The organism is Bacillus cereus group sp. BfR-BA-01408 (genome assembly GCF_022663305.1).
GTDB classification, from domain to species: Bacteria; Bacillota; Bacilli; order Bacillales; family Bacillaceae_G; genus Bacillus_A; species Bacillus_A pacificus.
This window is the reverse complement of the sequence record NZ_JAKUFF010000004.1, coordinates 60,003-79,120: the sequence shown is the minus strand read 5'-3', so window position 1 is coordinate 79,120 and position 19,118 is coordinate 60,003. Positions and strand designations below refer to the sequence as shown.

Here is a 19,118-nt window from a genome sequence, read left to right as displayed (position 1 = left end):
TTTTACACTGCTGACTGTAAAGAAGAAACAAGTTGATTTAAAAACTCATCCCCAGTCATAACCGCTTTTCCGCCGCCGCGCGCACTCTTTTTATTTCCGCCGCCTTTTCCTTCGATTGTAGGAAGTGCCTTTTTTAACAGAGCATTCATATCGAGCGTGACTGTTTTTCCGCAAGCAAGGATGCATTGTAGTTTGTCATCATTTTCAATGACAAAGTATGTAATGGCGTGCTCTTGTTGTTCTGTAATAATAGCAGAAAGCTTTGAGACTTCTTGCATAGAACGATTTGTAAACATTTTAGAAATAAGTATGCCAGCATGTATTTCGGTAGGGTGTTGAAGTAGTTCGTTTGCCTCTGCATATAATAATTTTTCAGTCATTGTTTGTATTGTTTTTTCGTTTTCTTTTTGAGAAGTAAGCAGTTGTGCTACTTTTGCTGAAATATCACTTTCGCTACTGTTTAATTGTTTGGAAACATCCTTCATAATTTGTTGCTGTTGCCCCACAAGTTTTAGTGTGCGCCAGCCAGCGATAAACATTAGTCGTATGCCACCTTTATTGCGTTCCCAGCTAAGAACTTGAATAGGACCTACTTCACCAGTACGTTTCGGGTGTGTTCCGCCACAGCCGTTATAATCAAAGTTTTCGATCATAACAACGCGTATATTTTCAGTCATAGTCGGTTCTTTACGAAGGGGTAACGTTTTCGCTTCTTTTAAGTTCATCCACTCTATACGGATTGGATGGTTTTCAAAAACTATATTGTTTGCAATTTGTACTGCTTTTTCAACTGTTTCTGTATGCAGATTTTCTGTTTCTAAATCAATTGTTACCGTTTCTCTACCAAGATGGAATCCAATCGTAGGTATGTTAAAATGATCCCAAAAAGCAGCAGATAAAATGTGTTGAGCTGCATGTTGTTGCATATGATCAAAACGACGCTCCCAATTAATTTTACCTTCTACTTCTTCTGTATGTAATTGTTCTGTAATGAAGTGGCGGATTTCTTCATCGACTTCTTCAACATCGAGTACAGCAATACCATTTAAAGTTCCAGTGTCATGTGGTTGTCCGCCGCCTGTCGGATAAAATGCCGTTTCGTTTAAAACAACGTATAAGTTACCGTCTTTATCATAATCTTGCTTTATAACTTTTGTAGTAAAGTCTTGTTTATAAGCGTCAGTGTAATATAATTTTTGCTCCAATTTTCTTTCCCCTTTCGTGTTCACTAGTTTCATTGTAAAGCAATCGAAATTAGTTTCCTAATATTTCAGAAGAAAGAAGCTTTTTTTAGAATTTTCTTGCTATAATAAGAAAAAGAAAATGCGGGGGTGGAATGAATATGTTATATGAAAATGGCGTAGATAAACTGCTTAGTTTAAGCAAAAATATTTCTGAATTGTATCGAGAATTAAATGAAATGACCCGGATTTTAACGGATTGTAATCGAGAAAGTGTGAAGTTTGATCGGTTATATGTAAAAGAGGTAATGTGGAAGAAAGAAGATGTAATCGAGAAATATGACCAGCTGCTTGTGCAACTTTGTATAAATGAATGCTTTGATCTAAAAAGTGTTATTACAGGAGAATATAAGTATACATATGAAGAAGTAGAAAACATCGTTTTACAATTTAATGAAAAGTATAATGTAGCAATTTTAATTAAAGATGTTTGTAAAGAATTACAGTTTACATATGGCATAGATATGGATATAACGAGAACAGCTCGGGTATCAACAACTCAAGTATAAAAAGGGAAAAGAGAGCAGATCCTTTGCTTTCTTTTTTTATGTGATAACAGGGAGAGTAGGTTTTTAAGATGAAGGGGAAGTTACAAAATATTCATCCGTTAGGAATGACAATTATAATAGGGACTTTATTTGCGAGGTTCGCCACGTCAATGAGTATCCCTTTTTTAGCGATTTATTTAACGACTGTTAAAGGTGTATCAGCTGGAATGACTGGTGCTATTATTGGAACGAGTGCACTTGTTGGTGTTTTTGCTAGTTTTATCGGAGGGAATTTATCAGATCGATTTGGCCGGAAAATGATTATGCTCTGGTCCATGATTGTTTGGATGTTTGTGTTTATAGGTTTTTCACTTGCAGATCATGTTTTAAGTTTCTTTTTATTAAACGCTTTAAATGGATTATGTAGGTCGTTTTTTGAGCCAACATCAAGAGCATTATTATCAGATTTAACAAAGCCTGAGTATCGGTTACTCGTCTATAACTTGCGATATGGTGCAATAAATGTTGGAGTTGCAATTGGACCAATTGTTGGACTACAGATTGGAAGTGCAAAATCAACAATTCCTTTTTTAGTAGCAGCTGGGGTATATATTCTATATACAGCTATACTAGCGTTCCAATTTAAGAAGTATCCAATGGAAAAAAAGAAAGTGAGTACAGAAAAACCTGTTACAATGCTAAATGCAATGCGTATATTGCGAAAAGATATAGTATTTTTAGTTGCTTTAGTCGGTATTATTTTGAGTAATTGTGGTTTTTCACATTTGACGACGACGGTATCTCAATATTTTGCAAATGCACATATATTCCAGGATGGAGTGAAAGTATTTTCATATATGTTAGCTTTAAATGCGATTGTTGTAGTCGTAATTCAATACCCTGTTATTCAAATATGTAAAAAGTATACACCGTTAGTATCCATTATGGTTGGAACTTTATTTGTGAGCGGAGGATTGTTTGGATTTGGAATAATAGAATCTACGCTAGGTGCTGCCATTTGCACAATTATTTTTACAATTGGAGAAGTCTTAATGTTTTCAATGACGGATGTATTTATTGATGATATTGCTGTCGCGCATCTAAAAGGAACATATTTCGGGGCGATGGGCTTTTCGGGAATTGGAGCAGTAATTGGTCCGTGGTTTGGGGGCGTACTTCTCGATTATTACGGGTACCAAAATGGGTTTGTAGTATTTTCAGCGCTAGCTATATTTTCAACTGTAGCGTTTCCAGTGCTGTTAGTTACGAAAAGTTTATTGAAAAAAAGATATGATGGAAATTCTAATATAGAATTACATGCGAAATAAAATAAGCCCCAGTCACCTGCTGGGGCTTATTTTTGTATTTATCCCGCTATTAACGGGCAGTAAAACTCCTGTTGGTTAAAGTTTTACTTTATTTTAATTCTCAATTTGAAAAAGAACTTTTTCCTCATGTTTATGAGCAACTTCATTTTTGGAAATATGAATGGCTAAATATCCATTCTCTAAGCAGGCTAGCATCTTTTTATAAATAATATTATCGGGTAAAGGAATGATTCTCTGCAAAGAAATATTTTTATGAAGTATGCAAATGTTTAGGCCTGTCTTCATCTTTTTAATGACTACATTTTGTTCTTTTACATTTGGTACATCTGTTTCCAAAATGTATTCTTGTTCCGTTTCACAAAGGTCAATATGAATTTGATTTGGGAAACTAAAGTTGCTACAAGAATCAGAACAAAACTGATCCATCCATTCTTCGAAACCATCAACATGAAAAAGACAATCCTTCTTTTTCTTGCCCATGTAAGACACCCTCCGTAAAATCTCAATTCATACTATGTTATGCATGAATGAAGTAGGGGTGAAGAATAAATGGAAAAATATAAACATTGTATGTGGAAAAGGTAGCTAGTGTGCATTTTGTGTTTTACATATCATGATGTGCATGATGTTTTTGGCGTGAATGGTTACGGTTTTTTACTTTATGAGATCCGCTTAATGGTTCGGGTTGTCCTTTTTTTTCTTTCGCTTCACGATTGTTTTTGCTCATTGTCTGTGACACCTCCTCTTTCTTTTTAGAATGAGAGAAGTTTGCAAATTTATACGAGAATGTTTTTAGAAAAAAAGGTAAAGATAAGTGGGACTAACTATTATGGAAAGGGGATTGTATAATGCCATATCATAAAGATAAGCAACAAGCTTTTCAAGCAGCGCAGCAAGGCGTTACACAAGCAGAAAATGCATTTAACAACATTGTGAAAAATGATCCAAACTACGGTCATGATTTAAAAGAATTACGCCAAGAGGTTCAGGAAGCATATGAACAAATTCAAAATGCACTAGAGGTAGCTTCAGAAACACAACGTCCACAACTTGAGCAATATGAAAGTAATCTCCAAAACATTATGCGAAATGTAGATCAATTAGAAAAGTAAATGAGATTGTTGGTATTCGACAATCTCTTACTTTAATGAATATTATGCTAAAACAGAAAGTTTTTTTAGTAATTTTTTCTTTACTATGCGCAGTACATATATTTCAAGTGGAAAAAGTGGAAGCGAAAATGTTGCTCAGAAAAGAGCTAGAACCAACTGGCTATGTAACGTGGGAAGTACCTAATAATGAAAAGGTTATTGCCATTACATTTGATGATGGACCAGATCCAACTTATACAACACAAGTTTTACATTTATTACGTCAATATAAAGCGGAAGCAACATTTTTTATGATCGGATTTCGAGTTCAGCGAAATCCATATTTAGTAAAACAAGTGTTGAAAGAGGGACATGAAATTGGAAATCATACGATGAATCATTTATATGCGAATAGTTCATCAGATGAAAAATTAAAAAAAGATATTTTAGATGGAAAGAAATATTTTGAAAAATGGGTAAAAGAACCTTTGTTATTCCGTCCACCTGGTGGATATATTAACGATGCTGTATTTAAAACAGCGAAAGAAGCTGGGTATCAAACTGTACTATGGTCATGGCACCAAGACCCACGTGATTGGGCAAATCCAGGTGTTGAATCCATTGTAAATCATGTAGTGAAAAATGCTAAAAGCGGAGATATTGTATTGTTACATGATGGAGGAAATGATCGTAGTCAAACAGTAGCAGCGCTAGCAAAAATTTTACCGGAGCTTCAAAAGCAAGGCTATCGATTTGTAAAGGTTTCGGAATTGTTACGTTATAAACATTAGAAAAAATCCCAAAAGGTGAATGTTCCTTTTGGGATTTTTCGTTACTGGTTCTTTTTGCGTTTCTTATTATTTTGTCGTTCTGCAGGAGTTAAGTTTTCATTTGCAAACTCTTCGTTATAACCAGCACCTTGTCCTTGTGCAGATGCCGCATTCATTCCTGAAATAGTATGATTTGCTTTTCTTTTACCCATTTTATTTCACCTCTATAACTTTTTTTGTAAGTTGAATGATGAGCAGTTCATAGTATGTATGAACTGTAAGTAAAGCGCTAATAGAGCACTTTACTTTATGGTAATAGTATTCATAAGGAGCATGAACACTATTCAAATTTAGAAACATAAAGAAAACTTATGATAATCTATAAGTTTCTTATTATTTACTTATTTAGAAAGTTGTAATAAGATATTATCGTAAGGTATTGAAAAGTTTGTCTACATTTTATATTCAGACAACTTAGTCACGTTTAACAGGGGGGAAACATAATGGTCAAACATAATCCATTTCAATCACGCGCAACTTTTGAAGTAGATGGAAAAACGTATCATTATTATGATTTGAAAGCGCTTGAAAACGCAGGGGTTGGCAACGTATCTCAATTACCATATTCCGTGAAAGTTTTACTTGAGTCAGTACTTCGTCAAGTAGACGGACGTGTAATTACAGAAGAGCATGTTACAAATTTAGCGAAATGGGGAACGAAAGATGTGCAAGATATCGATGTTCCATTTAAACCATCTCGTGTAATTTTACAAGATTTCACTGGTGTTCCAGCTGTTGTTGATTTGGCTTCGCTTCGTAAAGCAATGGCAGACATGGGTGGGGATCCTGATAAAATTAATCCAGAAATTACTGTAGACCTTGTAATTGATCACTCTGTACAGGTTGATAGAGCGGGTACGGCAGACGCGCTTGCATTCAACATGGACTTAGAGTTTAAACGTAATGAAGAACGTTATAAATTTTTAAGCTGGGCACAAAAATCATTTGATAACTATCGTGCAGTTCCACCAGCTACAGGTATTGTACACCAAGTAAACCTTGAATATTTAGCACCAGTTGTTCACGCTGTGAAAAATGAGGAAGGTGACTTAGTTGCATATCCAGATTCATTAGTTGGAACAGACTCACATACAACAATGATTAACGGTATCGGTGTTCTTGGATGGGGCGTTGGTGGTATTGAAGCAGAAGCAGGAATGCTTGGACAGCCTTCATACTTCCCAGTACCTGAAGTAATCGGTGTGAAATTAACTGGTACACTTCCAAGTGGTACTACAGCAACTGACGTTGCATTAAAAGTAACGCAAGTATTACGTCAAAAAGGTGTAGTTGGTAAATTCGTTGAGTTCTTCGGTAATGGACTAAAGAGCATGCCTTTAGCTGACCGTGCAACAATTTCAAACATGGCACCAGAATACGGCGCAACTTGTGGATTCTTCCCAATCGATGATATTTCATTAGAATACTTACGTTTAACAGGTAGAGATGAAGAGCAAATTCGAGTTGTTGAAGAATACTGTAAAGCAAACGGTTTATTCTATACAGCAGACAGCAAAGATCCAATTTACACTGATCTTGTTGAAATTGATTTAAATACAATTGAATCTAACCTTTCTGGACCGAAACGCCCACAAGATTTAATTCCACTTTCAGATATGAAAGATGCGTTCCACAAAGCTGTTGTAGCACCAGTTGGAACACAAGGACTTGGATTTAATGAGCAAGAGTTCGATAAAGAGGTGAAGGTTACATTAGAAGATAAAGAAGTAACGATGAAAACAGGTGCAATTGCAATCGCTGCAATTACAAGCTGTACAAATACATCAAACCCGTACGTATTAATTGGAGCAGGTCTAGTTGCGAAGAAAGCAATTGAAAAAGGACTTAAAGTACCTGAATACGTAAAAACATCATTAGCACCAGGATCTAAAGTTGTTACAGAGTACTTAGATAAGTCTGGTTTAACAACATATTTAGATCAATTAGGTTTCCAAACAGTTGGTTACGGCTGTACGACTTGTATCGGTAACTCTGGTCCATTAGCGCCAGAATTAGAAGAAGCAATCGCAGCAAACGACTTATTAGTAACATCTGTTTTATCTGGTAACCGTAACTTTGAAGGTCGTATTCATCCACTTGTAAAAGCGAACTACTTAGCATCACCACCACTTGTTGTGGCATATGCACTTGCAGGTACTGTTGATATTGACCTGAAAAATGATGAAATCGGTAAAGATGCAAATGGCAATGCTGTTTACTTCAACGATATTTGGCCATCAGCTAAAGAAATTGAAGATGTAGTTCAAAGCGTTGTTACATCTGAACTGTTCAAAAAAGAATATGCACAAGTATTTAATAGCAATGAGCGTTGGAATGAAATCCAAACTTCAAACGAAGCTTTATATACTTGGGATAATGATTCAACATACATTCAAAATCCACCATTCTTTGAAGGTTTATCTAAAGAGCCAGGTGAAGTTGAAACGTTATCAGGCTTACGCGTAGTTGGTAAATTTGGTGACTCTGTAACGACAGACCATATTTCACCAGCAGGTTCAATCGGTAAGCATACACCAGCTGGACGCTACTTATTAGAAAACGGCGTACAACCAGTTGACTTTAACTCTTACGGTTCTCGTCGTGGTAACCATGAAGTGATGATGCGTGGTACATTCGCGAACATCCGTATTAAAAACCAAATTGCACCAGGCACAGAAGGCGGATATACAACATACTGGCCAACTGGTGAAGTAACATCAATCTATGATGCTGCTATGAAATATAAAGAAGACGGCACAGGCCTTCTAGTTGTTGCAGGTAAAGATTACGGTATGGGAAGTTCTCGTGACTGGGCTGCAAAAGGTACAAACTTATTAGGTATTAAAGCAGTAATCGCAGAAAGCTTCGAGCGTATTCACCGCAGTAACTTAGTGTTAATGGGCGTATTACCGCTTCAATTTAAAGATGGTGAAAGCGCTGAAACATTAGGTCTTGTTGGTAACGAGTCATTTGAAATTCAAATCGACAAAACAGTTAAACCACGCGATCTTGTAAAAGTAGTTGCAACTGATGCAGATGGCAACGAAAAACAATTTGAAGTAGTAGCTCGTTTCGATAGTGAAGTTGAAATTGACTACTACCGTCACGGTGGTATCTTACAAATGGTTCTTCGTGAGAAAATTGAAGAGTCTAAAGTGTCAAACTAAACAATTGAAATGAATGATAAGGAAGCTAACAACTGTTAGCTTCCTTATTTTATCCGACTTTAATGGGCAGTAAGACCCCCACCTCAAAATGCAGCGAAAGCAAAGAAGTTAGGTGGGGGGCGGGCTGCCCATAAAAGTCCGATTGGTGAGGGCTGATAATCAGTGGGGGATGAAGAAAACCCCCACTGATTAAAGTTTCACTTTATGGAAAGGGATGAAACCATTTGGTTTCATCCCTTTCTTTTTACTATAAAAATGGAGGGGATATTATGAAAGAATATAAAAGAATTTTGTTACCGTTACAGAAAGAAAAAATATTAGTAATAGCAGCTGTATGCAGTGGGATTTTTGCAGCTATTTTAAATCTATCTCGTCCACTATTCATGGGACTAATTGTAGATAACCTAATTCAACGAGAGCTGAAGGGAGCGTATCTTTACATTACTTTGTTTACAGTTAGCCGCTTGTTGATGTGGGTGAACAATCTTTCATTTGATTATGTAAGCTCAAAAGCAAGTCAACGAATATTGCAAAAGAAGCGTATAGATGTATTGCGCCATTTTTTCTTATTACCATTTGAAGAGAGTGAGAAAATCAAACAAGGAGAGTTAGAAACGTTAGTTGTGTCTGATATTCCAAACTGGGTCAGATTATATGGTTCTATATTAATAGAATATATACATGCCATTGCACAATTTATAGGTGCGTTCATAGCACTACAACATATAGATATACAGTTTATATTGTGGGTAACTCCGTTTTTATTTTTAAGTGCAACGGTTCCGATATTGATGGGGAAAAAGGTAAGAAATATTGCAAGTATTGCTCAAAACAATCAGTCAACTGTTGTAGAGATGGTGTCACAGTTTGTAAAAGGAGTACAAGATTTGCGTAGTTTACAAAAAGAAAAGTGGGCCATTCGCTTATTTAAGAGAGTAACAGCACAATCTTATAAAACAGAAGTAAAGAAGACGATGATGCAACATTGCATTGGGGTAGTTGGAACGGTGATTGAAACAGGAGCATATATCGTTGTTCTCATTATAGGTGTGCAAAAAATAATGAAGGGGGAAATAGAAGTTGGTTCACTTGTTGCAGTGTTAGCGACAATTGAAATGCTCTTTTTCCCTGTCCGTTATGTGGGCGATTTATTAATGATGACACAAGTTGCAATTGCTTCGGCAAATAGAGTTTTTTCCTTTTTAGATAAGCGAGTGGCAAATAGTAATGTAGAAAGAGCGATGGGGATGACATTAACAAATGTTTCATTTCAGGAGAATGATGAAGAGAAATGCAGAATTTATAATATTGATTTGCAAATTAAACCTGGTGAACTCATTATGATTGTAGGAGAAAGTGGTGCAGGAAAAACAACGCTTTTAAAATTAATGGCAGGCTTGTATAAACCATCTAACGGTAGCGTTGCTTATTATGGAAATGAGGCTCGATTGACTACAGTGTGGCAAGAACCACGTTTTTTTCGGACGACAGTAAAAGAGAATATGTATTTCGGTGAAGAGTATATAGAACACCAGTTAGAAAAAAATATTGAACTTGTAAATGGAACATCAATTATTAGGGACTTGCCTGAAGGGATTCAAACTGTATTACATAAAAGTGGTGAAGAGTTTTCGGGAGGAGAAAGGAAACGTCTTGCATTATTGCGAGCAACTGTTTCAAATCCAAATCTTATTATTTTAGATGAACCGACTGCCGGATTAGATCCGAGCAATCAAGAAATTGTTTGGAATATGATAGAAGGGCTGGGAGGCGAGGTCACGAGAATTGTGGCGACACATGATGTAGAGAAAGTAATACTAGCAGATCGCGTTGTCATCATGAAAGAAGGAAGTATTGTAGCATGTGGAAGTCCTGAAAAATTAATAAATAGTCATTCATTTTTTAAGAGATGTGAATAAAGATAAGAACAATGCTCTTATCTTTATTCAGCGTCATTTATTTGATACTCGATAGATTCTGAATGATTCAGATCGACGTTAAAAGTAGCTGTCATAAGGAAAGTTGCAATTCCAAGAATTAAGAAAAGGACGAATGAGACTAGAGAAACGTAGAGACAAATACGCCCTACTTTCTTTTTTTCAAGATCGTTACTAAAGAGTGAAATGATCCATGTAATAATACCGATTGGGTATAAAAGAAAACTAAGAATATATAATGTTATTTTTTCGAATGAATTCATAAAAAATCCCCCTTTTGTTGAAGTTTATATAACTACGAAAGTAAAAAGGTGAATAGGTCCATAAGAAAATAAACAACACTGCATTTATTTTTCTAATTATATGATAAAAAGGAAAAAAATGCACTTTAAATAAGAATATTCTAATTATTTCGACTGTGAATATTTCCAAGCTTGTCCGTATAAGCTAAAATAAGGTATATAGTATTTGAGTGATTAAGTTATAAGAAGATAAATACGTTAGGGTGATATAACATGTGGCGGAAGCTTACGATTATTGTAGTATTACTTTGTTTAGCGGGATATGCAGCTTATGAACAGTTTGGTAAAAACGATCAGGCGGTCCAAGGGGAGCGCACAAAAAGTGAAGCTGCTATGAAAGAAATGATTGCAAGTAATGGTATTGAAATAGGGAAGAGTGCGCCAGACTTTGAATTAACGAAGTTAGATGGAACGAATGTAAAGTTATCAGATTTAAAAGGAAAGAAAGTGATTTTAAACTTTTGGGCAACGTGGTGTGGGCCTTGCCAGCAAGAAATGCCAGATATGGAGGCTTTCTATAAAGAGCATAAAGAAAATGTAGAAATTTTAGCAATAAATTATACGCCTTCAGAAAAAGGCGGGGGGATAGAAAAGGTAAGTAATTTTGCAAAGGAAAAAGGAATTACTTTTCCTATTTTATTGGACAAGAACATTGATGTAACAACAGCGTATAAAGTCATTACGATCCCAACTTCGTATTTTATAGATACAAAAGGTGTCATTCAAGATAAGTTTATTGGACCGATGACACAAAAAGAAATGGAGAAACGGATTGCTAAATTAAAATAACAGTGAAAAGGTAGAGATGGAATATAATCATTTCTGCCTTTTCTTTTTCACGTAGTGAAAGCTTCATGATATGATGAAAGAAATATAAACGTTGAGAGATAAAGGAGTGTATTTGGAGTGGGGAATATATCCTTACCGTTAGATTATGTTGTAATTGACTTTGAAACAACAGGATTTAACCCTTATAATGATAAAATTATTCAAGTCGCAGCAGTGAAATATCGTAATCATGAACTAGTAGATCAATTTGTTTCCTATGTGAATCCAGAGCGTTCAATTCCGGACCGAATAACGAGTTTAACAGGTATTACAAATTATCGTGTTTCGGATGCACCGACGATTGAAGAAGTGTTACCTTTATTTTTAGCATTTTTACATACAAATGTAATTGTCGCTCATAATGCATCTTTTGATATGCGCTTTTTGAAAAGTAATGTGAATATGCTTGGTTTACCGGAACCGAAAAATAAAGTGATTGATACTGTATTTTTAGCGAAGAAATATATGAAACACGCTCCTAATCATAAACTTGAAACGTTAAAGCGAATGCTTGGAATTCGTTTAAGTTCTCATAATGCATTTGATGATTGTATTACTTGTGCAGCAGTTTATCAAAAATGTGCCTCTATTGAAGAAGAGGCGAAAAGGAAATCGAATACAGAAGTACTTGATGAAACAGCAGTATATGAAGCGGTAAAAGAGATACTTGTACGAAATAAACGTGATATTGAATGGATTCGTTGCATGAATGTAGGAAGCTATTTAGATATAAAAGCTTTTTATCCAGTTATGAGATTAAAGGTAAAAGGGCGAAAGAAATACGTATTAACAGACATATTAGAAGATGATGTGAAAGAAATATGTACGAGTTTAGCCTGTGAATCGGCGTTAAAAAGTGAAGTTGGTAACACGAGAATTATGCTTAATAGCTTAGAGGACGTCCTGAAATTAGAAAGTTATATTTTAGAACAGTATGATTTTGTATTGCAAGCGCTGCATGATTATAAACAAAGTGAAATGAATGCAGATGAAAAACTAAAAGAATATTTGAATATTATGGTGTAATAAACTCCGTGTACATTTTACTGTACACGGAGTTTTTTTAGGAGTACTAAAACATAAAATTTTCTTGCAAATCTGATTAAATAGTTTTTCCTTTGCTCATACTATGTAATAAGAAAGCGAAGGAGAGAGGGTGAACAGCATGAGAAGAAGTCGCCGTAAATCGTTTGACGAGCTTGTGAAAGAAAATAAACAACAATTATTAAGCGATCGCGATGCAATCGATCGCATTGAAGAGCGTATTGAAAAACGTTATGAAATGAAACTTTTTAAGCAAGCTGAATAATTCTTAACACTAGTACGATACTACTGTTAAGGAGGCGATAGTAATGGGTAATCCGAAAAAGAATTCAAAAGACTTTGCACCGAATCATATTGGAACACAATCAAAAAAAGCTGGTGGCAATAAAGGAAAGCAAATGCAAGACCAAACGGGCAAACAACCGATTGTTGATAACGGTTAAAGAAAAGGAGAATATTGTATTCTCCTTTTTTATGTATAAATTTGAGGGAAGATAGGTAATTTAAGATGGTGTGTATATACAATATTAGGAGGAAAGTACATGCCAAATCCAGATAATCGAAGTGATAACGCTGAAAAGTTACAAGAAATGGTGCAAAATACAATTGATAACTTTAATGAAGCAAAAGAAACAGCGGAGCTTTCTAATGAAAAAGACCGTTCTGCTATTGAAGCAAAAAATCAAAGACGTTTAGAAAGTATTGACTCATTAAAAAGTGAAATCAAAGATGAATCTTAACAGAATGTACAGAAAGGGCTGACTTTTGTCAGCCCTTTTTCGTAATCGTAAAGTTTTCAACGAGTAAACGCCAATTTTGTGGAAATGGCAAGCCGATCTTCCAATAACTAATACCGCCAATGCCTTGTTCTTTCATTAAATTGAATTTACTTTGAATAGATCTCGCATCTTCAAACCAAACTTCGTGTTGTACACCGTTTTCGTCAAAGTAATTGAAATGTGGAGCTTGAGCTGTGAAATCATAGCGGATAGGAACATTGTATTTACGAGCAAGTGCAACAGCTGCAACAGAGCTAACTGCTTTTGCTGGTGGGTTTCCTTGTTTGAACGGAAGTTTCCAATCGAATCCGTATAAGTTTTGCCCCATCATAATTTTTTGTGGAGGCATTTGAGATTTTGCGTATTGAAGTACTTCTTTTACAGGACCGATAGGAGAGATTGCCATCGGTGGTCCGCCCTGCCATCCCCAGTCATATGTCATAATGACGACGAAATCAACAATTTGTCCTTGTGCTTTATAATCGTGAGCTTCGAAAAATTTTCCTTTTTGATTGGAACTTGTTTTTGGTACAAGCGTTGTACTTAATGTGTATCCGTTAGGTAAGCGTGTTTTCACATTTCGTAAAAAACGATTATACGCTTCGCGATCTTCGGGTGCAACACTCTCAAAATCGAAATGAATATCTCGCATACCGTACTTCTCAGCAGTTTGCAAAATATTTGTAATAAATTTGTTTTGGATTGTTGCGTCCCGTAAAATAACGGATGTTAGATCGGCACTGAAATTTCCGTTTTCGATGTTCGTAATAACGAGCATAGGGATGGTATTACCTTGCGTTGCAATATTAGCGATTTTAGCTGTTTCAGTTGGTTCTTTTAACGTACCATCTCTTTTTGCCTCGAAGCTGAAGTAAGCTAAGTATGTTAAAAATGGATTAATAGCACGTGTAGCATTAACTAAACTTTCTTTAATAGGTATAGTGGAAGGTTGTAAATAAGCGATGGATTCTACTGCACGTTTCGTCCCTTTCGGTATATATAATTGCTGTCCAACGTGGAGAATGGATTTTAAAGATAAGTTATTCACTTTAGCTAAACTAGCGAGAGGAACGTTATATGTTTGAGAGATTCGATATAAGCTATCGCCAGGCTGTACATAATAATTATTCCCTTTCGTATTCACGATCAGTGCCTGACCAACAACGAGTGTTTCAGCTGGATTTAATCCATTGTCTTTTACTATCTCGTCAGGTGTTGATCCATATTTTGATGCCAAGCTATATACGCTATCACCGCTACGAACCGTTACAATTTGAATCATATGCTTGCTCCTTTCGGTAAAAGATTCACTGTTTTTATTTTATTTTTGATTTCACTGTATTATGATTAAATGTATGCAAGGTAGCAGAAGTGAAAGAAGGCGAATATATATGTTTGTAGCAGAACATGAAGTTGAAATCCGTTATGCGGAAACAGATCAAATGGGTGTTGTTTACCATTCAAACTATTTGGTGTGGCTTGAATTAGGTCGCACGAAACTTATACAAGATTTAGGGTTTTCATATGTTGAAATGGAGAAAGAAGGAATTATTTCTCCTGTGTTAGATTTGCAAATTTCTTATCGTAAAGCAATGCGTTACGGGGAAAAAGCAATTGTAAAAACGTGGGTTGATACAGTGAGCCCGCTTCGCGTTGTATATGGATATGAAATATATAATGGTGAAGGTGAACTTTGTATTACGGCAAGTACGACAAATATTTGTGCGAAAAAAGAAGGGTTCAGGCCCGTATCATTTAAAAAGTTCTATCCAGAGTGGTATGCGAAATATGAGGAAATTAAGAAAAAATAAAAAAGCGTGGCGGAAGCCACGTTTTTTTATTTTTCATAATTAAATTGCGGGAAATCATCACCGTCGTTAAATGTAACAGATAAATTATGTCCATCGAAGAACCATTCATCATCGCTTTCAATAAAGAAGTTAATACCTTCTTCTTGAATTTGAACAGCAGGATGTGCAGGATCATCTTTACGAATACCTAAAGAAAGTCCTTTTTGCACAGTACTACAACCGCCATATTGTACGAAAAGGCGCAGTGTTTCACCCGATTGTAAGTTTAATTCGTTTTTATACCATTGTGCTGCTTCTTTTGTTACGGAAAGATTCATGTATAGTTCCTCCAAATTATGTTGCTTTTTCTTTAGTATAAAAAATAACGCAAAAAGACGCTATTAATATGCTTCACGTTTTCTTTTTGCGTTATGTGGGTTACGATCTTATTTTTGCTTTTTTGAAAAGTTTGCTTTCGGTTCAGTTTTATTTATAATTCGTCCAATATTTGCACGGTGTTTATAAATAACCATACCTGCTAATAAACACATCGCAATAATGAAGATTTTATCCCCGCTAACAATTGATGCGATAACGGCAACGACAGCTGTTACCATAGAAGAAAGTGATACGTATCTTGTTGTAAATAAAAGGCTGAAAAAGACAACAGCTAAAATTGCAAAAACAACTGGTGAGTAGCATAATAGCACGCCAGCAGAAGTTGCAACTGCTTTACCACCACGGAATTTCGCGAAAATCGGATACACATGTCCAAGAACAGCTGCTAATCCGAACCATAGTGGATGAATGTCTAACGCGAAAATAATCGGTAGACTCGTTGCTAATGTACCTTTTAAAATGTCAGCAATTGTAACGATAAAACCTGCTTTTTTCCCTAGTGTGCGGAATGTATTGGTTCCGCCTAAATTACCGCTTCCGTGCTCACGAATGTCAATTCCATAACCAATCTTTCCAACGACTAGTGCAAATGGAATCGAGCCAAGTAAGTAGGCAACGATAAATAAAAGATATGTAGTAACCATAAGTTCAGTCTCCTTTATTCAAATGTGTTGATAAAGGGTAAAAAGAGTTTTTCCCGTATATTGTACCATACATTTGTAAAGAGCACATTTCTTTTTTGTAAATGAAAAATTCATTATTTCGTGCAAAAAATTTCACAGGAATGTTACATTTCTCACAGAAACACTAAGACTATATGTAGTAACATTTTAATCAAAAGACAACAACATATTGGTGGAGGGTTATAAATGTTACAAAATAATACACGTGGAGAAGAAGAATTAATGAAAGTGTTTGAGACAATAGTCCACGGAAATGAACAAGATTTAATGCAAGAAAATGCAAATGTAGATGGCCGCTCTCCGATGGGAGTAATGGGAACGTTCGCATCTGAGAGTGCGAAATATTACGCTGTTGAAAATTTATTGTCAGATCAAGTGAAAAAAGCGATAAATGAAAATATATTATATCCACATGATTTAGATTTTTATGCGACAGGAACGACAACTTGTTCACAAATTCCGTTAGCGCAAATGCTTGCGAATGGTTTTCATACCGGACATGGACATATGAGACAACCGCAAGACATTAAAAGTGCATTAGCTCTTTCATCTATTATTTTTCAAGCGAATCAAAATATGCAGCATGGTGGTCAATCGTTTGCACTCTTTGATGTCGATTTAGCTCCATATGTGAGAAAAACAGTAGAGAGACATAAGAAACGATTACAGTCATATCCGCTTACGAAAGAACAAATAGAAGAATTTGCGTGGAAAGAAACAGAAAATGATACGTATCAGGCTTGTGAAGCTTTCATTCATAATTCAAATAGTATGCATAGTAGGGGCGGGGGGCAAGTACCGTTTATTTCTATTAATTATGGAACAGACACATCGAAAGAAGGAAGACTTTTAATTAAACAACTTTTAAAAGCGACACAAGCTGGTCTTGGTAAAGGGGAAACACCAATTTTTCCTATTCAAATTTTTAAAATGAAAAAAGGTGTGAATTTTGAAGAATGCGATCCGAACTATGATTTATTTGAATTAGCGTTAGAGACAACGGCTGAACGATTATTCCCTAACTTTTCATTTTTAGATGCGCCATTTAATGCTGTGCATTATGATGGAAGACCGGAAAGTGAAGTATGTTACATGGGATGTCGTACTCGTGTTATGTCTAACATACATGGAGAAGAAACGGCGATTGGAAGAGGGAATTTATCATTTACGTCCATTAACTTAGTGAAATTAGCACTCATTAGTGGTTCACAAGAAGCGTTTTTTGAAGCGTTAAATTATTACTTAGATGTAGGAATCCAGCAATTATTAGAGAGATTTGAGTATCAATGTACGAAACGAGCAAGAGATTTTCGATTTTTATATTCACAAGGTGTATGGCGCGGTGGAGAAAAGTTACAGCCTGAAGATTCTGTAGCATCGATTTTAAAGCAAGGGACGTTAAGTCTTGGTTTTATTGGTCTTGCGGAGTGTTTAGTAGCTTTAACAGGAAAGCATCACGGAGAAGATGAAGAATCATGGAAACTCGGATATGAAATTATTTCCTTTATGAGAGATAGAATGGATAAAGCGACAGAAGAACATGAACTGAATTTCTCAGTCATTGCAACTCCTGCAGAAGGGTTATCAGGGAAGTTTGTGAAAAAGGATAGGGAAGAATTTGGCGTGATTAGCGGTATAACGAACCATAATTATTATACGAATTCATTCCATATCCCAGTTTACTATGACATTCAGGCGATAAATAAAATTCGTTTAGAAGGCCCGTTCCACGCTCTATGTAACGGGGGACATATTACGTATATTGAACTAGATGGAGCAGCAATGCATAACAAAAAGGCATTAAAACAAATTGTACAAGCGATGGCAGAGAATGGCGTTGGATACGGTTCAATTAATCACCCTGTTGACCGTTGTAAGTGCTGTAGTTATCACGGAGTTATTGGAAATGAATGTCCGAGCTGCGGAAATGAAGATGAGGCTAACATAGAAAGAATTCGCCGTATAACAGGTTATCTTGTAGGAGATATGTCGAAGTGGAATAGTGCGAAACGTAGTGAAGAGATGGATCGGGTGAAGCATAAATGAAAGTGATGAACATCATTCATGATAGTGTAGTAGATGGAGAAGGGTTGCGGACAGTCGTGTTTTTTGCGGGCTGTCCGCATCGTTGTTTCGGCTGCCATAATCCGAAATCGTGGAATATTTGTAATGGAACTGAAATGACAGTAGAAGAAATTGTGAAAGAGATTGCAAGTAATCCATTAACTGATGTAACATTTTCAGGTGGAGATCCATTTTTTCAAGCTGCTGAAGTGAAACAAGTAGCAAGAGCAGTGAAAGATTTGAAAAAAAATTTATGGATGTATACAGGTTATACGTTAGAAGAGATACAGAGTTCTCAAAATAATGATATGATAGAGTTGTTACATTATGGGGATGTTTTAGTCGATGGAAGATTTGAAATCGAGAAAAAAGATTTAACACTTCCATTTCGCGGAAGCTCCAATCAACGTATTATTCGATTGAAAGAGTAAAAAGGCGGGATAGATTATATGAATAAAACAGTATTACTTGTTGAAGATGAAAGAAGATTACGTGAAATTGTTAGCGATTATTTTCGCAATGAAGGCTTTGAAGTAATCGAAGCAGAAGACGGAAAAAAAGCGTTAGAATTATTTGCAGAGCATGAAATTGATTTAATTATGTTAGATATTATGTTACCAGAAATAGATGGATGGTCTGTTTGTAGACGAATTAGAAAAGAATCAGCAGTACCAATTATTATGTTAACAGCACGTTCGGATGAGGATGATACATTACTAGGGTTCGAATTAGGTGCAGATGAGTATGTAACGAAACCTTTCAGCCCGAAAGTGTTAGTAGCTCGCGCGAAGACGTTACTGAAACGTGCGGATGGCGTGGTAGGGGTAGCAGAAGAAAATGCTATGTCTTTAGCTGGAATAGAAGTGAATCGTCTATCTAGAACTGTTTTAGTAGATGGAGAAGAAATTATTTTGACACATAAAGAATTTGAACTTCTCGTTTATTTAATGGAGAACAAAGGAATTGTGTTATCACGTCAACATTTATTAGATCAGTTATGGGGATATGACTATTACGGTGATGACCGAACGGTTGATACTCATATTAAAAAACTACGAAATAAGCTAGGAGATAAAGCGAAGCATATTGGTACTGTTATTCGAGTAGGTTATAAGTTTGAAGAATAATCGTAACGGATTGTGTACTT

At 35.7% G+C, this 19,118-nt stretch carries 23 protein-coding genes; 15 read left to right on the top strand and 8 right to left on the bottom strand.

Features of this window, described 5'->3' with window-relative positions:
- Positions 1–2: 2 nt before the first annotated feature.
- Positions 3–1,205, bottom strand: a complete 1,203-nt coding sequence (locus MR083_RS03980) for an alanyl-tRNA editing protein (RefSeq protein WP_153044251.1) — start codon at positions 1,203–1,205, stop codon at positions 3–5.
- 137 nt (positions 1,206–1,342) lie between these two features.
- Here MR083_RS03980 and MR083_RS03975 point away from each other — a divergent pair, with 137 nt between their 5' ends.
- Entirely contained in the window at positions 1,343–1,750 is a 408-nt protein-coding gene (locus MR083_RS03975) for a hypothetical protein (RefSeq protein ID WP_000965146.1), read from the top strand.
- A gap of 68 nt (positions 1,751–1,818) precedes the next feature.
- Positions 1,819–3,057, top strand: a complete 1,239-nt coding sequence (locus MR083_RS03970) for an MDR family MFS transporter (RefSeq protein WP_000676820.1) — start codon at positions 1,819–1,821, stop codon at positions 3,055–3,057.
- A 93-nt stretch (positions 3,058–3,150) separates the two neighbouring features.
- Here the strand turns inward: MR083_RS03970 and MR083_RS03965 are convergent, their stop codons facing one another.
- Both MR083_RS03965 and MR083_RS03960 read right to left on the bottom strand, forming a co-directional pair.
- The gene (locus MR083_RS03965; RefSeq protein WP_000516732.1) at positions 3,151–3,537 is read right to left on the bottom strand and encodes an Hsp20/alpha crystallin family protein; all 387 of its coding nucleotides are present in this window, start codon (positions 3,535–3,537) and stop codon (positions 3,151–3,153) included.
- Between the two features lie 124 nt (positions 3,538–3,661).
- Positions 3,662–3,784, bottom strand: coding sequence for a small acid-soluble spore protein P (locus MR083_RS03960; protein ID WP_000042141.1), 123 nt, complete (start codon positions 3,782–3,784; stop codon positions 3,662–3,664).
- A 121-nt stretch (positions 3,785–3,905) separates the two neighbouring features.
- Here MR083_RS03960 and MR083_RS03955 point away from each other — a divergent pair, with 121 nt between their 5' ends.
- Both MR083_RS03955 and pdaB read left to right on the top strand, forming a co-directional pair.
- A complete protein-coding gene (locus tag MR083_RS03955; protein ID WP_001146297.1) occupies positions 3,906–4,169 on the top strand; it encodes a hypothetical protein in 264 nt (87 codons plus the stop codon).
- A gap of 44 nt (positions 4,170–4,213) precedes the next feature.
- Entirely contained in the window at positions 4,214–4,939 is a 726-nt protein-coding gene (pdaB, locus tag MR083_RS03950) for a polysaccharide deacetylase family sporulation protein PdaB (RefSeq protein ID WP_116733340.1), read from the top strand.
- 41 nt (positions 4,940–4,980) lie between these two features.
- On the opposite strand, the gene sspO is transcribed toward pdaB, so the two are convergent.
- Positions 4,981–5,130, bottom strand: coding sequence for an acid-soluble spore protein SspO (sspO, locus tag MR083_RS03945; RefSeq protein ID WP_000518052.1), 150 nt, complete (start codon positions 5,128–5,130; stop codon positions 4,981–4,983).
- A gap of 291 nt (positions 5,131–5,421) precedes the next feature.
- On the opposite strand from sspO, the gene acnA reads away from it, so the two are divergent.
- Positions 5,422–8,145, top strand: a complete 2,724-nt coding sequence (gene acnA, locus MR083_RS03940) for an aconitate hydratase AcnA (protein WP_000238580.1) — start codon at positions 5,422–5,424, stop codon at positions 8,143–8,145.
- Between the two features lie 269 nt (positions 8,146–8,414).
- On the top strand, positions 8,415–10,064 hold the full coding sequence (locus MR083_RS03935) for an ABC transporter ATP-binding protein (RefSeq protein ID WP_000666358.1): 1,650 nt from the start codon (positions 8,415–8,417) through the stop codon (positions 10,062–10,064).
- A gap of 23 nt (positions 10,065–10,087) precedes the next feature.
- Here the strand turns inward: MR083_RS03935 and MR083_RS03930 are convergent, their stop codons facing one another.
- Complete coding sequence (locus MR083_RS03930; protein ID WP_001083879.1) at positions 10,088–10,345, bottom strand: hypothetical protein; 258 nt, start codon at positions 10,343–10,345, stop codon at positions 10,088–10,090.
- Positions 10,346–10,597: 252 nt separating this feature from the next.
- Between MR083_RS03930 and MR083_RS03925 the strand changes: the two genes are divergently transcribed.
- The 5 genes from MR083_RS03925 to tlp all read left to right on the top strand — a co-directional run bounded on the left by MR083_RS03925 (position 10,598) and on the right by tlp (position 12,996).
- The gene (locus MR083_RS03925; protein WP_000269068.1) at positions 10,598–11,173 is read left to right on the top strand and encodes a TlpA family protein disulfide reductase; all 576 of its coding nucleotides are present in this window, start codon (positions 10,598–10,600) and stop codon (positions 11,171–11,173) included.
- Between the two features lie 117 nt (positions 11,174–11,290).
- Complete coding sequence (locus tag MR083_RS03920) at positions 11,291–12,238, top strand: 3'-5' exonuclease (protein ID WP_242268595.1); 948 nt, start codon at positions 11,291–11,293, stop codon at positions 12,236–12,238.
- 139 nt (positions 12,239–12,377) lie between these two features.
- Positions 12,378–12,521: an FbpB family small basic protein gene (locus MR083_RS03915; protein ID WP_001254697.1), complete on the top strand. Its 144-nt coding sequence runs from the start codon at positions 12,378–12,380 to the stop codon at positions 12,519–12,521.
- A 43-nt stretch (positions 12,522–12,564) separates the two neighbouring features.
- A complete protein-coding gene (gene sspN, locus MR083_RS03910; RefSeq protein ID WP_000527987.1) occupies positions 12,565–12,699 on the top strand; it encodes an acid-soluble spore protein SspN in 135 nt (44 codons plus the stop codon).
- A 99-nt stretch (positions 12,700–12,798) separates the two neighbouring features.
- Positions 12,799–12,996 (top strand): small acid-soluble spore protein Tlp, encoded by a 198-nt coding sequence (gene tlp, locus MR083_RS03905; protein WP_001133509.1) that lies wholly within the window; start codon positions 12,799–12,801, stop codon positions 12,994–12,996.
- Between the two features lie 28 nt (positions 12,997–13,024).
- Here tlp and MR083_RS03900 read toward each other — a convergent pair whose 3' ends face one another.
- Positions 13,025–14,317 (bottom strand): glycoside hydrolase family 18 protein, encoded by a 1,293-nt coding sequence (locus tag MR083_RS03900; RefSeq protein ID WP_000614837.1) that lies wholly within the window; start codon positions 14,315–14,317, stop codon positions 13,025–13,027.
- A gap of 109 nt (positions 14,318–14,426) precedes the next feature.
- On the opposite strand from MR083_RS03900, the gene MR083_RS03895 reads away from it, so the two are divergent.
- Positions 14,427–14,846, top strand: a complete 420-nt coding sequence (locus MR083_RS03895) for an acyl-CoA thioesterase (protein ID WP_000495815.1) — start codon at positions 14,427–14,429, stop codon at positions 14,844–14,846.
- A 26-nt stretch (positions 14,847–14,872) separates the two neighbouring features.
- On the opposite strand, the gene MR083_RS03890 is transcribed toward MR083_RS03895, so the two are convergent.
- Entirely contained in the window at positions 14,873–15,163 is a 291-nt protein-coding gene (locus MR083_RS03890; protein WP_001054446.1) for a HesB/YadR/YfhF family protein, read from the bottom strand.
- A 108-nt stretch (positions 15,164–15,271) separates the two neighbouring features.
- Positions 15,272–15,868 carry a glycerol-3-phosphate 1-O-acyltransferase PlsY gene (gene plsY, locus MR083_RS03885; RefSeq protein WP_000258965.1) on the bottom strand — a complete coding sequence of 199 codons (597 nt, stop codon included), beginning with the start codon at positions 15,866–15,868 and terminating at the stop codon, positions 15,272–15,274.
- 225 nt (positions 15,869–16,093) lie between these two features.
- Between plsY and MR083_RS03880 the strand changes: the two genes are divergently transcribed.
- Genes MR083_RS03880 through MR083_RS03870 form a run of 3 tightly spaced genes read left to right on the top strand, consistent with a single transcriptional unit; the run spans position 16,094 to position 19,098 of the window.
- The gene (locus MR083_RS03880; RefSeq protein ID WP_000940077.1) at positions 16,094–17,953 is read left to right on the top strand and encodes an anaerobic ribonucleoside triphosphate reductase; all 1,860 of its coding nucleotides are present in this window, start codon (positions 16,094–16,096) and stop codon (positions 17,951–17,953) included.
- Entirely contained in the window at positions 17,950–18,402 is a 453-nt protein-coding gene (gene nrdG / locus MR083_RS03875; protein ID WP_000867064.1) for an anaerobic ribonucleoside-triphosphate reductase activating protein, read from the top strand. Before MR083_RS03880 ends, nrdG begins: the two co-directional genes overlap by 4 nt.
- A gap of 18 nt (positions 18,403–18,420) precedes the next feature.
- Positions 18,421–19,098, top strand: coding sequence for a response regulator transcription factor (locus tag MR083_RS03870; RefSeq protein ID WP_001044683.1), 678 nt, complete (start codon positions 18,421–18,423; stop codon positions 19,096–19,098).
- Positions 19,099–19,118 lie beyond the last annotated feature (20 nt).

Excerpts from the sequence above, each read along its gene's own strand:
- MR083_RS03975 (WP_000965146.1), top strand. The coding sequence starts at position 1,343 with ATGTTATATGAAAATGGCGTAGATAAACTGCTTAGTTTAAGCAAAAAT.
- MR083_RS03970 (WP_000676820.1), top strand. The coding sequence starts at position 1,819 with ATGAAGGGGAAGTTACAAAATATTCATCCGTTAGGAATGACAATTATA.
- MR083_RS03965 (WP_000516732.1), bottom strand. The coding sequence starts at position 3,537 with ATGGGCAAGAAAAAGAAGGATTGTCTTTTTCATGTTGATGGTTTCGAA.
- MR083_RS03960 (WP_000042141.1), bottom strand. The coding sequence starts at position 3,784 with ATGAGCAAAAACAATCGTGAAGCGAAAGAAAAAAAAGGACAACCCGAA.
- MR083_RS03955 (WP_001146297.1), top strand. The coding sequence starts at position 3,906 with ATGCCATATCATAAAGATAAGCAACAAGCTTTTCAAGCAGCGCAGCAA.
- pdaB (WP_116733340.1), top strand. The coding sequence starts at position 4,214 with ATGCTAAAACAGAAAGTTTTTTTAGTAATTTTTTCTTTACTATGCGCA.
- sspO (WP_000518052.1), bottom strand. The coding sequence starts at position 5,130 with ATGGGTAAAAGAAAAGCAAATCATACTATTTCAGGAATGAATGCGGCA.
- acnA (WP_000238580.1), top strand. The coding sequence starts at position 5,422 with ATGGTCAAACATAATCCATTTCAATCACGCGCAACTTTTGAAGTAGAT.
- MR083_RS03935 (WP_000666358.1), top strand. The coding sequence starts at position 8,415 with ATGAAAGAATATAAAAGAATTTTGTTACCGTTACAGAAAGAAAAAATA.
- MR083_RS03930 (WP_001083879.1), bottom strand. The coding sequence starts at position 10,345 with ATGAATTCATTCGAAAAAATAACATTATATATTCTTAGTTTTCTTTTA.
- MR083_RS03925 (WP_000269068.1), top strand. The coding sequence starts at position 10,598 with ATGTGGCGGAAGCTTACGATTATTGTAGTATTACTTTGTTTAGCGGGA.
- MR083_RS03915 (WP_001254697.1), top strand. The coding sequence starts at position 12,378 with ATGAGAAGAAGTCGCCGTAAATCGTTTGACGAGCTTGTGAAAGAAAAT.
- sspN (WP_000527987.1), top strand. The coding sequence starts at position 12,565 with ATGGGTAATCCGAAAAAGAATTCAAAAGACTTTGCACCGAATCATATT.
- tlp (WP_001133509.1), top strand. The coding sequence starts at position 12,799 with ATGCCAAATCCAGATAATCGAAGTGATAACGCTGAAAAGTTACAAGAA.
- MR083_RS03900 (WP_000614837.1), bottom strand. The coding sequence starts at position 14,317 with ATGATTCAAATTGTAACGGTTCGTAGCGGTGATAGCGTATATAGCTTG.
- MR083_RS03895 (WP_000495815.1), top strand. The coding sequence starts at position 14,427 with ATGTTTGTAGCAGAACATGAAGTTGAAATCCGTTATGCGGAAACAGAT.
- MR083_RS03890 (WP_001054446.1), bottom strand. The coding sequence starts at position 15,163 with ATGAATCTTTCCGTAACAAAAGAAGCAGCACAATGGTATAAAAACGAA.
- plsY (WP_000258965.1), bottom strand. The coding sequence starts at position 15,868 with ATGGTTACTACATATCTTTTATTTATCGTTGCCTACTTACTTGGCTCG.
- MR083_RS03880 (WP_000940077.1), top strand. The coding sequence starts at position 16,094 with ATGTTACAAAATAATACACGTGGAGAAGAAGAATTAATGAAAGTGTTT.
- nrdG (WP_000867064.1), top strand. The coding sequence starts at position 17,950 with ATGAAAGTGATGAACATCATTCATGATAGTGTAGTAGATGGAGAAGGG.
- MR083_RS03870 (WP_001044683.1), top strand. The coding sequence starts at position 18,421 with ATGAATAAAACAGTATTACTTGTTGAAGATGAAAGAAGATTACGTGAA.